The following is a 13,082-nucleotide window of genomic DNA, read 5'->3' as shown; positions in this document are numbered from 1 at the left end:
GCCTCCCGCCCGAACGGCCCGAAAGGCAGGCCCCTCCATGCCCCAGTCGTCTCCCACGCCCGACTCCGAATCCGCCTACGACCGCCGCAGACTCCGTCAGTGGCTGGCGGGAGACGCGCGGGCCGACGGGGTGGCCCGCCGCGACATGCTCAGGCTGCTCGCCGCGGCCGGGCTCACCACGGCCGTGCCCACGGCCTTCGGCGCACCCGCAGCGGCCGCCACGGCTACCAGTGCTGCCACGGCTGCCAACGGGACATCGGTGGCTCCCTCCGCGACGGTTCCCGGGATCGTGAAACCCCTCCCGGACGAGTGGTTCACGGCCCGTGGCACGAACGCCGAGACCAGGTTCGCGTCCCTCGCCGGCACCGGCTACCACACCCCCAACGACCACTTCTTCGTACGCAACCACACCTCCACCCCCGTCCTGGACGCCAAGGCATGGACCCTCACCCTCTGGGGAGACGGGCTCGCGCGCGAGGAGCCCGTCGAGTTCACCCTCGCCGACCTCAAGCGGCTCCCCGCCACCACCCGCACCGCGTTCGTGGAGTGCGCGGGCAACGGCCGCAGCTTCTTCACGACGCAGCAGGGGCAGCCGGTCAGCGGCACCGCGTGGACGCTCGGCGCGATCGGCACGGCGCGCTGGAAAGGCGTACGGCTGGCCGAGGTCCTGCGCAGGGCCGGACTCACGGACCGAGCCGTGGACGTCCTGCCCCGGGGCCTGGACGCCGAATACGTCACCGCGGACGGCACGAACCTGGGCCGTGTCCGCCGTCCGCTGCCGCTGTCGAAGGCACTGGACGACGTACTGCTCGCGTACGAGATGAACGGCGAACCGCTGCCGGTCGACCACGGTCACCCGGTGCGCGTCCTTGTGCCCTCCTGGGTGGGCATCGCCTCGATCAAGTGGGTCGGCGACATCGAGGTGTCCGCCCAGCCGCTCTACTCGCCGTGGAACACCGACTTCTACCGGCTGTTCGGCGCCGCGTACCCCGAGGGCGGCAGCGCGCCCCTCACCCGCCAGACCCTCAAGAGCGCCTTCGAGCTCGCCTGGAACGCGAACCTCCCGGCCGGCGCGGACCATCGGCTCACCGGCCGCTCCTGGTCGGGTGCCGGTGGCGTCCGCCGTGTCGACGTGAGCACCGACGGCGGGACGAACTGGCGACGTGCCCGGCTGTACGACGCCCCGAGCCGCGCGGGCTGGGTCCGCTGGTCCACCGACTGGCGTCCGAAGACTCCAGGGACGTACACCCTGCTGGCCCGGGCGACCGACACCACGGGCCGCACCCAGCCGGAGACGACCGTTCTCAACACCCAGGGTTATCTCTTCGACGCGGTGGTCCGACACCCCGTGCAGGTGTCCTGAGTGCATGTGCAGGTGGCGGACCCGTGTGGGCGGCGTGCACAAGCAGGGCCTGTGTCCGCCCCCACGGGGACGGACGTTGGCGTGGAACGGTGAGTGAGACGACGAGCCCTGCCCTCTCGTTTGTACAGGTGAGGGCTTCTTGGTCCCGGTGCATCGATAGTGTTCGTGATCGGAGTGTGGCAGAAGAGCACGAGGCAGAACCCCCGCTGGCCCGCCTCCATCCGGCGGGGCTCCGTGATGTGAGGGGGCATGGTCCGTTAGCCGACTGGAAGGAAACGGCTGGCCCCGGGTGCTCGCTGAAGGCCCGGCCGACGCCGGGACGGCGAAAAACTTGGTGTGCGGGGCCGACGGGACCGGGTACCGTCTTGGTCATGTTCTTTCAGACGCCGATTTACGAGTGAGCGGGTGATGGGCCCCTGCTGACGTCCTTCGACGTCGCCGCGCCCGTCTCTCACCGATGAATCCGTAGATCACTTCACATCTTTGCCGGGAGAACCCGTGACCGTGAGCAAGAACATCAACAACCCCGTGGGCATGGGCGGCGGCAAGCGGAAGAAGCTGTCCCGCGCCGAACGGCAGAACCACGGTCCGCACCGCAACCTCGACCGCCAGGGTGCTGCCGACCAGAAGGCGGAGCTGGTGCGCAAGATGCGCGAGAAGGTCGGCGCAGCCGAGGACGCTGGGCAGACGAGCGACGACGCCGCACAGAGCTGACGCACCGCCGCCGCAGGGCGGCACCGCATGGGGTAGGGCCCGGACCGCGACGCGCGGTCCGGGCCCTACTGACGTACTGGGCGCCGCCGGTCCCGCTCAGCTCTCGGCCGAGCACCCGCCGAACCCGATCCTTCGGGAGGAACTGGCCGGGCTGCGACCCGACACACTTCCGTACCTGCGCACGGTTCGCCGACGACAGCAAGAACGACGAGGACGCAAGCAGGGACGGAGCTGCAGGCCACCCGCATCACCCTGTGTCTGCTGGCCCCCACCGAATAGGACAGCTCACCGCGCAAATCCAGGATTTGGACGGCCGCCTGCCCCGGCTCGTCGAACGCTGCGCCCCGCAACGGCTGACCGTGGTGGGCATCGGCACGGACACGGCCGTCACCTGCTGATCACGGTGGGGGCCAACCCGGAACGCGTGGACAGTGAGGCGTCCTTCGCTGTGCTGTGCGGGGTCAGTTCCGCCGAGCGTTCCTCCGGACGCCGGCAGCACCGTCGCCTCAACCGCGGCGGCGACCGTCAGGCCAACGCCGCGCTCCATCGCATCGTGTTCACGCGTCTGCGGGTCGACCCGCAGACGCAGGACTCCTGGACGCGCTGCCCAGGGGAGCAGCGGCGGTGTAGCCACGGGGTGTACGGCTGGGCAGGGTGACAATGCCGAATACGACGACCGCCGCTTCGCCCGGGTGGCCGAGGCCGTGGGCGCGGCCGTGGGCGCGGCTCTGCGGTGGCGTCGCCTCAGGGGCGACGCCGTACGAAGCTCAGGTAGGCGAAGCCTTCGCCCTCACGCGGCGCCCGGGTCCAGGACCGGGTGGTGAACATGGGGAGGCTGCCCTGGGACAGGGCGAAACAGGGAAGCGAAATGCCCAGTTCGGCGTGCAGGGTCTCCAACAGGCGTATCTCTCGGTCAGGATGGGTGTCCGGTGAGCCGACAAATCGCGCGGGATCCAGGGTGTTGGGTATCGCACCCGAGCGCCGGATGTCGTTGCCCCGCACCGTGAACGCATAGAGTTCCACGCCGCGTTCGGCCACCGAGACATGGAATGCGGCCGGGTGATCAGCCGAGTGCCGCTGCGGCTCACGCCACACCACCACGGCGCGACCCGACGCGGAGGCGGCCGCGGCGGGGGACTGGAACAGGTGGTTGATGCCCTGGTGGGACTGGCCGTCGAAGGCGAAGGCCCACCCCTCGCCGCAGCGGCCGGCCATGACCGCGGCCCGGTCCTCCCAGAGCTCGACGCCCTCCTGCTCGTGGTTCTGCCTCAACGACCGGTACGCCCTGGCTGCGTGCACGGGCGCACTCAGTTCGGCACCCTCGTCGCCTATCAGAGCGGGTAGGTCGGCGGGGTCGGTGCCCTCGACCCAGACGCAGCGGTACGCGTCGAACGGCCGCCCATGTATCCCGGTCGTCACCAGCCAGCTGAGACCCGGCGGGTCGAGATCGGGCGTCGGCTCGGGAGCGGGCCCGGACTCGCCTGCGCGCGGGGTCGCGAGGATCTCTCGCCCGCGCTGCGGGGTGATCAGCGACCCCAGAACCGGATCGGCGAGCAGGCCAAGCGGCGCGAGTAGCAAAGGCCCAGGTGGTGTCCACTGGGTAAGCGCGCCACGCAGCATTCGCCACGCGGCATCGGTCGCTCCCCATCGGGCCGACTCCCGGGCCGCGTTGACGGCCCGGCCCCACGCACCCGGCGGCTCATAGCGATGGGTGCCGTCGCGCAGCGCGCTCAACAGGGCCTCGGCGATTTCCCGGTCGACTCCACGGGCGGCCATCATCCCCAGCCAGTGGTCGTCTCCGCCCAGTCGCCATGCGCCAGAGGCCGGTTCGATGGCCGACACCGTAAGGAGCTCGGGCAGATAGCGGGGGTCAGCCACAAGGGAGCCGTAGTCCCGCTGAGCGCGGGGAGCCGCCAGATGCTGCAACTGGTTCAGCAGAATGGCGCTGTTCGGTCGTCCGAAGGACCGGGCCTCCTCGAGCAAGGGCAGGGCCTCCTCATGCTGTCCGCGCAGGGCGAGGAGGCGGGCCTCCTCGACCCGGGCGTCCTGGGCGCGCGTGGTGGCGTTCTCGAAGTCCGGCCGCCCCGCCCGGTCGCCGTGGAAGCTCCGGTACATGGCCTCCATGTAGGCACGAAACGACGGGTAGCGGTTCGGGTATTCACCGCTCCAGCCCTTGTAGATGTAGAGCGGCCACTCGCCGTGCTCATCGCGGTCGCCCGGGTCGAGCAGAGCCAGCGTCATATCGGAGTCCGTCTCCAGGCGCAGCGATCGCTGCCACATGCCGGCGAGCAGGACTTCCTGCTCGCCCGGGTCGTCGTCCAGATTCTCTTCGTACATCTCGGTCAATCCGTAGGGATCCCCGGACCAGTCGATGTCCGCGATCCCACCGAGCTGATAAACCCCGGCCGTCTGCTCCACACGCCATCCGTCGCTCGCAACCAGGAACTGGCGGTAGGAGGGCGGCAGTCGCTTCCCCAGCCGCTTCTCGACCGTGGTGATCGCGGCCTCGTCCGCCCCTGGCCTGCCCAGCCTGACGGGACCCGGCCCGCCGTCCCCGCCCTCCTGGTGCTCGGCGCGGGGAACCCACTCCTCCTGCCAACGGCCGAGGAAGTTCTGCCAGTTGAAAGACTCGTCGCTCATGACCGAGATCGTGCCAGCCACCACTGACAACGAGTCACTCAGAAGGCGTACGCCGTCCGTTCTTGACGGCGGTTGGCCGGGATGGTGAGTTGTCGGTGCCGGCTGGCGGGGCGTGTCCCGATAGGGGCCCTGCGTTGCACCGGTCGGCCGGCCAGCGCCACGTCCTGGAGCTGCCGATGGCAGTGGTCCTGGACACGAGCCGAGGGGCATCCGCAGTTCGGGCAGCACCCTTCACGGCCGCGCGCCCCGATGCCCAGGTGTCGGCGCACGCGGGGAAGAGCTCGGACCGGGAAGGTTGGCCGCAGTCTGTGTTGTCCAGCGGTTTCAACGGCGGTGCGCGTCGGATGGCGGCGCAAGGTCAGGGATGCGTTCTGGGTTGAAATGGCCGACCGGCGGCGTCCGCGCAAGGGAGGACGAGGCACGATCTGACTCCTCGGTGAACCGGTCCATGCCGGATTGTCGGCCCGCTCCGTGTTATCGAGTGGGGCGCCGCTGCGGGGAGCGGAGTATGAGCAGGGTGATCTCGCTGGGGGCGAAGACGCGGAACGGCGGGCCCCAGAAGCCGGTGCCGCGGCTGGTGTAGAGGAGGGTGCGGGTGCCGTGGCGGCTGAGGCCGGCGACGGTGGGCTGGTCGATGCGGACGAGGTGGTGGAAGGGCCAGATCTGGCCGCCGTGGGTGTGGCCGGAGAGTTGGAGGTCGATGCCGCCTGCTGCGGCTCGGTCGACGAACTTGGGCTGGTGGGCCAGGAGCAGGACGGGAAGGTCGGGGTCGGCGCCGTTCAGGGCTCCGGCGAGGTGGGCGCGGTGGCCGGCCAGGCCGGAGGATTCGGCGGTGACGTCGTCCACGCCGGCGACCACGAGGGTGTCGCCGCCGCGTTCGATCAGCAGATGGCGGTTGCGCAGCGGCTCCCAGCCCAGCTCGTCCATCAGGTCGACCCAGCCCTGGGCCTCGCTGTAGTACTCGTGGTTTCCGGTGACGTAGACCCGGGCCCGGGTGGCTCGCACGCTGCCGAGCGGGGCGGCCTGGGCGCGGCGGCGTTCGGCCGTGCCGTCCGCGATGTCGCCGGTGTGGCAGACCAGGTCGGCCTCCAGGGCGTTGACCTTCGCGCAGACCTGCGCAGACCAGCGGGCGCGGTCGAGCGGGCCATAGTGGGTGTCGGTGATGAGAACGACGCGGGTGCCGTCCAATCCGGCTCCCAGGCGCGGGAGTTGTACGTCGAGCTGGCGCACCCGTGGCACCCGGCGGGCCTCGGCGTACCCCCAGGCGAGCAGCACGGCGGCTACGCCGAGGACCGCCCAGGTGACGATCCGGGCCCGGTTCTGACCGTCGCCCACGCCGGCCAGGGTCAGGGCGAGGCGCAGCAGGACGCCGAGCAGGACGGACCAGGTGAACAGCACCCAGCTGGCCCCAAGGAGGATGTCCCCGACGATCGCCGCCCAGTCCTGCTGGCGCCGGCCGTGGCCGCGCACCATCGCGAGCGGCATAGCGATGAGACCGAGGACGAACAGGGCCGTGCCGCCCAGCGCCACGGGGAGTGGCCAGTGCTGCCCGGCGTGCAGTAGCACCCAGCAGGGCACGGTCCACAGCAGGACGGGGGCGATCAAAGGGATGTAGCGCATCAGGCGGCTCAGTCGGCTCTGCTGGGTCGCAGGCCCTGCACTGTCCGCGGATCGGGCCTCGCTGGTGGCGGTCACGCTTCCCCTCCTCAAGTAGCCGGACTGCCGGAGCGCGCACTGTATCCGGTCGTCCTGAGAGACGTCTTGCCGATCGCTGATGCCCATTTCATCGCCACCGTGCGCGACGGGGCGACCGAGGAACTGTGTCATCCCTCTGGGGACGAAGGCGTCAACGCCGCGATCCCCAGGGCCAATTCTGTGGCGTCCACGGGGGGAATTTCGCCGTTCACACCTCGGGACACCGGCAGTACCGTCGCCTCAACCGTGGTGGTGGCCGGCAGGCCAATGCCGCGCTCCATCGCATCGTGTTCACTCGCCTTCGGGTCGACCCGCGCACCCAGGACTGCTACGAGCGCCGGATCACGGAGGGCAAGACCGGCGCGAAATCGTCCATTGCCTCAAACGCTACGCTGCCTGAGAGGTCTTCCACCTGGTTGGACAACTACAGCCAGCCCCCGCTCATAGGGGCTGTCGTGACAGATGAGAGGGTCAGGCGAGTGAGTGAGACACCGAAGAGCACCCTGCAATACCGCTTCGACGGGCCAGAAGACGCCCCTGTCCTGATCTTGGGTCCCTCACTGGGTACCACTTGGCACATGTGGGATCGGCAGGTCCCGGAGCTGGCGAAGCACTGGCGGATCTTCCGCTTCGATCTGCCCGGACACGGTGGCGCGCCCGCCTATCCGGCGGGTTCGGTCGCCGAAGTCGTCGAGCGGCTGCTCACCACGCTCGACGGGCTCGGCGTGCAGCGTTTCGGCTACGCGGGGTGCGCTTTCGGAGCCGCCATCGGGATCGAGCTGGCGTTGGGCCACCCGGAGCGGCTCGCCTCCCTCGGGGTGATCGCCGCCTCGCCGCGCTTCGGAACGGCGGACGAGTTCCGGCAACGCGGTGTGATCGTACGAACGAACGGGCTCGACCCGATCGCCCGGATGTCGCCCGAGCACTGGTTCACCGAAGGGTTCGCCGCCACCCAGCCCGCGATCACCGAGTGGGCCGTGCAGATGGTGCGCACCACGGACCCGGGCTGCTACATCGCCGCCTGCGAGGCGCTCGCCGCGTTCGACGTACGGGCCGAACTCACCCGCATCGGGGTGCCGATGCTCGTCCTGGTCGGCTCCGACGACCAGGTCACCGGGCCCGCGGAGGCCCGCACCCTGGTCGCCGGGATACCGGACGCCCGGCTCGCGGTCGTACCCGGGGCCTCGCACCTGGTCCCCGTGGAACAGCCCGCCGCGGTCACCGACCTGCTGGTACGGCACTTCACCAGCGCCTGGCAGCCCGCCTTCGACTCGGCGACCGGCCAGACGGCGATCCCGGCGGCGCCGGTCAAGCCGGTCCTCGTCCCGCCTGCTTCGGGGGCCCCGGTGGGCGAGATCGCGGGGCCCGTCGCCCGGGCCGAGACCCTGGGGCGACCCGACCCGTACGACGCCGGGATCAAGGTGCGCCGTGAGGTGCTCGGCGATGCGCACGTGGATCGGGCGCTGGCCTCGGCGGACGAGTTCTCCGGGGACTTCCAGGAATTCGTCACCCGGTACGCCTGGGGCGAGATCTGGGACCGGCCCGGTCTCGACCGGCGCTCGCGCAGCTGTGTCACGCTCACCGCGCTGGTCGCGGGCGGCCACCTCGACGAGCTCGTCTTCCACATCCGCGCCGCCCTCCGCAACGGTCTCACCCCGGTGGAGATCAAGGAGGTGCTCCTCCAGGCGGCCGTCTACTGCGGCGTACCGGCCGCGAACAGCGCCTTCAAGGTGGCCCAGCAGGTCATCCGCGAAGAGACCACGCCCCAGGAGTGACCGCCCCCGTGATCTTCATCCGGGCAGTAGGACCACCAGTCTGAGCAGGCGGTCGCCGGGTCGGTGGGGGGAGGATGGAGGCATGACTCTGATGAAGTTCACCAAGAAGTCGCACTCCTGCGTCCGCCTGGAGAAGGACGGACGCACGCTCGTCATCGACCCGGGCATCTTCAGTGAAGAGGACGCCGCGGTCGGCGCGGACGCGATCCTGATCACCCACGAGCACGCCGACCACTTCAGCGAAGAGCGGCTGCGGGCCGGTCTGGAGGCCAACCCGGCCGCGGAGATCTGGACGCTGAAGTCGGTCGCCGACCAGATCTCGGCGGCGTTCCCGGGGCGCGTGCACACCGTCGGCCACGGTGACACCTTCACGGCCGCGGGCTTCGACGTCCAGGCGCACGGCGAACTGCACGCCGTGATCCACCCGGACATCGCGCGCATCACCAACGTCGGCTACCTCGTCGACGGCCGTGTCTTCCACCCGGGCGACGCACTCACCGTCCCCGACCACCAGGTCGAGACGCTGCTGCTCCCCGTCATGGCCCCCTGGAGCAAGATCTCCGAGGTCATCGACTACGTGCGCGAGGTCAAGCCGCAGCGCGCGTACGACATCCACGACAGCCTGCTCACCGACCTCGCCCGGCCGATCTACGACAACCAGATCGGCGCCCTGGGCGGCTCCGAGCACCTGCGGCTCACGCCGGGGACGTCCGCGGAGGTCTGAGCCACCGCGGATACGGGGGCTCCCGCACGCGCCAGGCCACGCACGGACATGGCCGCCCACGCGCCAGGCCCCCCACGGACACGGCCGCCCACGCACCAGGGCACGCACAAGGCGCTGCCGGGCTCGTTGTCGTACCCGCCCGGTAGGTTGTGAGTCATGCGCATCGCCACCTGGAACGTGAACTCGATCACCGCCCGTCTCCCGAGGCTGCTGGCCTGGCTGGAGAGCAGCGGCACGGACGTGCTGTGCATCCAGGAGACCAAGACCACCGCCGAGCAGTTCCCCACGGATGAGCTGCGCGAGCTGGGCTACGAGTCGGCGGTGAACGCCACGGGGCGGTGGAACGGCGTGGCGGTGGTCTCCCGAGTGGGCCTTGAGGACGTCGTCAAGGGCCTCCCCGGCGACCCCGGCTTCGACAGCGTCCAGGAGCCCCGCGCGGTCTCCGCGACCTGCGGCCCGGTCCGCGTCTGGTCGGTGTACGTGCCGAACGGACGCGAGGTGGACAACCCCCACTACGCGTACAAGATCCAGTGGTTCGAGGCACTCAAGGCGGCGATCGCGGGCGACGCGACCGGGAGCCGGCCGTTCGCGGTGCTGGGTGACTACAACGTGGCGCCGACGGACGAAGACGTCTGGGACATCACCCTCTTTGACGGTGCCACGCACGTCACGCCGGCCGAGCGCGCCGCTCTCGCCGCCCTGCGCGAGGCGGGCCTCTCGGACGTGGTCCCGCGCCCCCTCAAGTACGACCACCCGTTCACCTACTGGGACTACCGTCAGCTGGGCTTCCCGAAGAACCGCGGCATGCGCATCGACCTGGTCTACGGGAACGAGGCGTTCTCGAAGGCCGTCACCGACGCGTATGTGGACCGCGAGGAGCGCAAGGGCAAGGGCGCGTCGGATCATGCGCCGGTCGTGGTGGACCTGGACGTCTAGGGGCTGTCCGAGGGGTCGTGTGACGCTCCGGCTGGGAACTCGTTCCGTGGGACATGGGGCGGGGGGATCTTTCGGATGAAGAGTGGGCTCGGCTGGAGCCGCACTTGCCGGCGAATCGCGGCCGGGGTGGACGCTGGCAATGCCACCGGCGTGTGATCAACGGGATTCTGTTCCGGCAGCGGACCGGCCTCGCCTGGCGGGACCTGCCGCCCCGCTTCGGCAGTTGGAAGACGGTTCACGACCGTCATCGAAGGTGGTCGGCGGACGGCACGTGGGAGAGAATCATGCGGGCCGTCCAGGCCGACGCCGATGCCGAAGGCCGGATCGACTGGAGCATGGTCAGCGTCGATTCCACGACCTGCCGTGCTCATCAGCACGCGGCTGGCGCCTCCACCCGTGCCCCGAAGATCCCGGGTCGGCGAAGGGGACCGGCGCGTCACCGCACCGATGAGGCACTGGGACGCTCGCGAGGCGGGCTCACCTGCAAGATCCACCTCGCCGGAGAGGGCGGGCTCCGCCCGCTCGGGTTTGTCATCACGCCCGGTCAGTTGGGGGACGCACCGCAGATGATTCCCGTGCTGGAGGAGAACCGCGTGCCCCGGCCGGCTGGTGGACGACCGCGCACCCGGCCTGACCATGTCGGAGGGGATAAGGCGTACTCGTCACGCCAGAACCGACATCACCTGCGCAGACGCCAAATCAAGCACACGATCCCCGAGCCTAGAGACCAGCGGGCCAACCGCCGGCGCCGCGGCAGCCAAGGCGGCAGGCCCACCGGGTTCGACAAGACGGATTACCGCCGCCGTAACGAAGTCGAGCGGACCATCAACGGGCTCAAGAACTTCCGCGCCGTCGCCACGCGCTACGACAAGAGGGCGTACGTCTTCCAGGGGACGGTCACCGTGGCCTCGATCCGCCTATGGCTCCACCCGGGGTGAAACACCTTCTCTCAGAGGTCCGTTGCACCCGGATAGTGGCGGCGAAGTTCGCTGAGTACGCGCTCGTCGACAGCCCTGACGTCCCACAACGAGCTGTCTCTTTCCGTCAGGACGACCAACACCCTGTCGTCGGCGGACCCGCGTGCTTCGGCGTCGATCAGTTGGAGGAAGGGGGTCGTCAGCGACAGCAGCGTCAACGTGTCTATGCCAGCGTCGGCAGACCGTCTCTCCATCTCGACACAGCGGGGATCGACGATCTCATCAAATTCGACGCGCCACTTCAGGTCCAGGCCGAAGCTGCCGAGGCGGACCAGTAGCTCAGCCAGGGTCACGTAGTGCTTTCCGTGCCAGGCAGGAAACGTGATCCCCTTCATCCCCGCCTCTGCTTCGGCTGTATCGCGTGGCAAGCGACCCCCTTCGTTCAGCAGCAAACACTAGGCCACGGCCCTGAACAGCTCACACGACCCATCGGACAGGCCCTAGTTCCGTGCCCCGGGGGCACCCCTCAGCCCCCGTCCGTGCTGACGGGCCTGTCCTCAAACGCCGTACGAGCTGAATCCCGGCCGAGCGGGTCGTCCGACTTCACCGGCGCGGCAAGACCCGCCCCGCATCCCCCGGATGCGCATGGTGCCCGCTGTAGGACTCGGGCAGAATCCGCGCCGGATGCTCGGGATCCCGCAGCACCGCGTCGAAGCCGTCAAAGTCCGGGCTGTCCATGATCCACGCGGTTCCCGCGGTCGCGCTCCGGGGGACGTCGTTCACGCCCTGGAAGACGAGGGCCGTACGCGCCGACGGCCGGGTGCTCCAGCGGAGGGGCCCGGCTCTGCGGGACAAAGAGGCCTCGGCGTCCGCCGCGAGCATTTTGCCCGCGGACAGCCTGAGCACCAGGGCCGCGCCCCATCGATGTTGGCGCAGGTCGGGCTTCTCCCTTGCGTGAACTGACCTGAAGACAGCTGCGTATGAAGCCGAGGAGACGGCCGGGACGCGTCAAAGTGTCGTGTGTGATCCTGCGCCGAGCTCACCCTGACAGCTGGGTGCTCCACCTGGACCTCACGGGGAGGCCGGGACCGGCAGGGCTGCCACCACGGGGTGGTCGCGCTCGACCGGGCCGAGGCCGGCGGCACCACCCGGCGGGCCGAGCTCGGCGAAGAACTCGGCGTCCGCCGTGCGGAAGTCAGCCCACTCATCAGGGGTGTCGTCCTCGAAGAAGATGGCCTCGACGGGGCAGACGGGCTCGCACGCACCGCAGTCGACGCATTCGTCGGGGTTGATGTACATCTTGCGAGGGCCTTCGTAGATGCAGTCGACGGGGCATTCGTCGATGCAAGCCTTGTCTTTCAGGTCCACGCAGGGCTGGGCGATGACGTACGTCATGGGGAGCTCTCCACGGTCCAGGTGTCGTTGCCGGCCAGCAGTGTGGCGAGGTCGCCTTTGCCGTTCTGTTCGATGGCGGTGTCGAGTTGGTCGGACATCTGGGTGTCGTAGACGGGCCGTTCGACGCTGCGGAAGACGCCGATGGGGGTGTGGTGCAGGGTGTCGGGGTCGGCGAGGCGGGAGAGGGCGAAGGCGGTGGTCGGGGACGCGGTGTGGGCGTCGTGGACGAGGACCTGCGGCCGGTTCTCGTCCGTGACGGGTACGACCTTGAGGTCGCCGGTCAGCGTGTCGCGCACGACACCCTTCGAGCCGTCCACGCCGAAGCGGATGGGCTGTCCGTGTTCCAGGCGGATGACCGCTTCCTGGGCCTGCTGTCTGTCTTTGAGGACTTCGAAGGCGCCGTCGTTGAAGATGTTGCAGTTCTGGTAGATCTCGACGAGTGCGGTGCCGGGGTGGGCGGCGGCCTGGCGCAGTACGTCGGTGAGGTGTTTGCGGTCGGAGTCGACGGTGCGGGCCACGAAGGAGGCCTCGGCGCCGATGGCGAGGGACACCGGGTTGAAGGGTGCGTCCAGGGAGCCCATCGGCGTCGACTTGGTGATCTTGCCGATCTCTGAGGTCGGGCTGTACTGGCCCTTGGTGAGTCCGTAGATCCGGTTGTTGAAGAGCAGGATCTTGAGGTTGACGTTGCGGCGCAGGGCGTGGATGAGGTGGTTGCCGCCGATGGAGAGGGCGTCGCCGTCGCCGGTGACGACCCACACGCTCAGGTCGCGTCTGCTGGAGGCGAGTCCGGTGGCGATGGCGGGGGCGCGGCCGTGGATGGAGTGCATGCCGTAGGTGTTCATGTAGTAGGGGAAGCGGGAGGAGCAGCCGATGCCCGAGACGAAGACGATGTTCTCTTTCGCCAGGCCGAGTTCGGGCATGAA

At 69.5% G+C, this 13,082-nt stretch carries 14 protein-coding genes; 8 read left to right on the top strand and 6 right to left on the bottom strand.

Annotated elements, in window-relative coordinates; translation table 11 throughout:
- The first annotated feature begins 37 nt into the window (after nucleotides 1-37).
- The 4 genes from ACIPC1_RS20385 to ACIPC1_RS20370 all read left to right on the top strand — a co-directional run bounded on the left by ACIPC1_RS20385 (nucleotide 38) and on the right by ACIPC1_RS20370 (nucleotide 2,735).
- On the top strand, nucleotides 38-1,363 hold the full coding sequence (locus ACIPC1_RS20385) for a sulfite oxidase (RefSeq protein ID WP_402518837.1): 1,326 nt from the start codon (nucleotides 38-40) through the stop codon (nucleotides 1,361-1,363).
- A gap of 498 nt (nucleotides 1,364-1,861) precedes the next feature.
- A complete protein-coding gene (locus tag ACIPC1_RS20380) occupies nucleotides 1,862-2,077 on the top strand; it encodes a DUF6243 family protein (protein WP_384383320.1) in 216 nt (71 codons plus the stop codon).
- Between the two features lie 254 nt (nucleotides 2,078-2,331).
- A complete protein-coding gene (locus ACIPC1_RS20375; RefSeq protein WP_402518835.1) occupies nucleotides 2,332-2,475 on the top strand; it encodes a hypothetical protein in 144 nt (47 codons plus the stop codon).
- Nucleotides 2,476-2,480: 5 nt separating this feature from the next.
- A complete protein-coding gene (locus ACIPC1_RS20370) occupies nucleotides 2,481-2,735 on the top strand; it encodes a transposase (protein ID WP_402518833.1) in 255 nt (84 codons plus the stop codon).
- An 86-nt stretch (nucleotides 2,736-2,821) separates the two neighbouring features.
- Here ACIPC1_RS20370 and ACIPC1_RS20365 read toward each other — a convergent pair whose 3' ends face one another.
- A complete protein-coding gene (locus tag ACIPC1_RS20365; protein ID WP_402518832.1) occupies nucleotides 2,822-4,717 on the bottom strand; it encodes an SMI1/KNR4 family protein in 1,896 nt (631 codons plus the stop codon).
- A 474-nt stretch (nucleotides 4,718-5,191) separates the two neighbouring features.
- Nucleotides 5,192-6,412, bottom strand: coding sequence for a metallophosphoesterase (locus ACIPC1_RS20360; RefSeq protein WP_402518830.1), 1,221 nt, complete (start codon nucleotides 6,410-6,412; stop codon nucleotides 5,192-5,194).
- 479 nt (nucleotides 6,413-6,891) lie between these two features.
- On the opposite strand from ACIPC1_RS20360, the gene pcaC reads away from it, so the two are divergent.
- From pcaC to ACIPC1_RS20340, 4 genes are all read left to right on the top strand, one after another.
- Entirely contained in the window at nucleotides 6,892-8,187 is a 1,296-nt protein-coding gene (pcaC, locus tag ACIPC1_RS20355; RefSeq protein WP_402518828.1) for a 4-carboxymuconolactone decarboxylase, read from the top strand.
- A gap of 91 nt (nucleotides 8,188-8,278) precedes the next feature.
- Nucleotides 8,279-8,911, top strand: a complete 633-nt coding sequence (locus ACIPC1_RS20350) for an MBL fold metallo-hydrolase (RefSeq protein WP_402519501.1) — start codon at nucleotides 8,279-8,281, stop codon at nucleotides 8,909-8,911.
- A 156-nt stretch (nucleotides 8,912-9,067) separates the two neighbouring features.
- The gene (locus ACIPC1_RS20345) at nucleotides 9,068-9,847 is read left to right on the top strand and encodes an exodeoxyribonuclease III (protein ID WP_384383377.1); all 780 of its coding nucleotides are present in this window, start codon (nucleotides 9,068-9,070) and stop codon (nucleotides 9,845-9,847) included.
- A gap of 53 nt (nucleotides 9,848-9,900) precedes the next feature.
- Entirely contained in the window at nucleotides 9,901-10,785 is an 885-nt protein-coding gene (locus ACIPC1_RS20340) for an IS5 family transposase (RefSeq protein ID WP_402518826.1), read from the top strand.
- 11 nt (nucleotides 10,786-10,796) lie between these two features.
- On the opposite strand, the gene ACIPC1_RS20335 is transcribed toward ACIPC1_RS20340, so the two are convergent.
- From ACIPC1_RS20335 to ACIPC1_RS20320, 4 genes are all read right to left on the bottom strand, one after another.
- Nucleotides 10,797-11,159 (bottom strand): hypothetical protein, encoded by a 363-nt coding sequence (locus ACIPC1_RS20335; protein ID WP_402518825.1) that lies wholly within the window; start codon nucleotides 11,157-11,159, stop codon nucleotides 10,797-10,799.
- A 208-nt stretch (nucleotides 11,160-11,367) separates the two neighbouring features.
- Nucleotides 11,368-11,670: a hypothetical protein gene (locus ACIPC1_RS20330; RefSeq protein WP_402518824.1), complete on the bottom strand. Its 303-nt coding sequence runs from the start codon at nucleotides 11,668-11,670 to the stop codon at nucleotides 11,368-11,370.
- 165 nt (nucleotides 11,671-11,835) lie between these two features.
- Nucleotides 11,836-12,159 (bottom strand): ferredoxin, encoded by a 324-nt coding sequence (gene fdxA / locus ACIPC1_RS20325; protein ID WP_384383382.1) that lies wholly within the window; start codon nucleotides 12,157-12,159, stop codon nucleotides 11,836-11,838.
- The coding region (locus tag ACIPC1_RS20320; protein WP_402518822.1) for a 2-oxoacid:ferredoxin oxidoreductase subunit beta at nucleotides 12,156-13,082 on the bottom strand (927 nt) is incomplete at its 5' end. The genes ACIPC1_RS20320 and fdxA, both read right to left, overlap by 4 nt.

It is taken from the genome of Streptomyces sp. NPDC087263, from assembly GCF_044744645.1.
Taxonomy (GTDB): domain Bacteria; phylum Actinomycetota; class Actinomycetes; order Streptomycetales; family Streptomycetaceae; genus Streptomyces.
The sequence above is the reverse complement of the archived record's forward strand: the minus strand, read 5'-3'. Positions and strand labels throughout refer to the sequence as shown.

Excerpts from the sequence above, each read along its gene's own strand:
- ACIPC1_RS20345 (WP_384383377.1), top strand. The coding sequence starts at position 9,068 with ATGCGCATCGCCACCTGGAACGTGAACTCGATCACCGCCCGTCTCCCG.
- ACIPC1_RS20340 (WP_402518826.1), top strand. The coding sequence starts at position 9,901 with ATGGGGCGGGGGGATCTTTCGGATGAAGAGTGGGCTCGGCTGGAGCCG.
- ACIPC1_RS20335 (WP_402518825.1), bottom strand. The coding sequence starts at position 11,159 with ATGAAGGGGATCACGTTTCCTGCCTGGCACGGAAAGCACTACGTGACC.
- ACIPC1_RS20350 (WP_402519501.1), top strand. The coding sequence starts at position 8,279 with ATGAAGTTCACCAAGAAGTCGCACTCCTGCGTCCGCCTGGAGAAGGAC.
- ACIPC1_RS20385 (WP_402518837.1), top strand. The coding sequence starts at position 38 with ATGCCCCAGTCGTCTCCCACGCCCGACTCCGAATCCGCCTACGACCGC.
- ACIPC1_RS20365 (WP_402518832.1), bottom strand. The coding sequence starts at position 4,717 with ATGAGCGACGAGTCTTTCAACTGGCAGAACTTCCTCGGCCGTTGGCAG.
- fdxA (WP_384383382.1), bottom strand. The coding sequence starts at position 12,159 with ATGACGTACGTCATCGCCCAGCCCTGCGTGGACCTGAAAGACAAGGCT.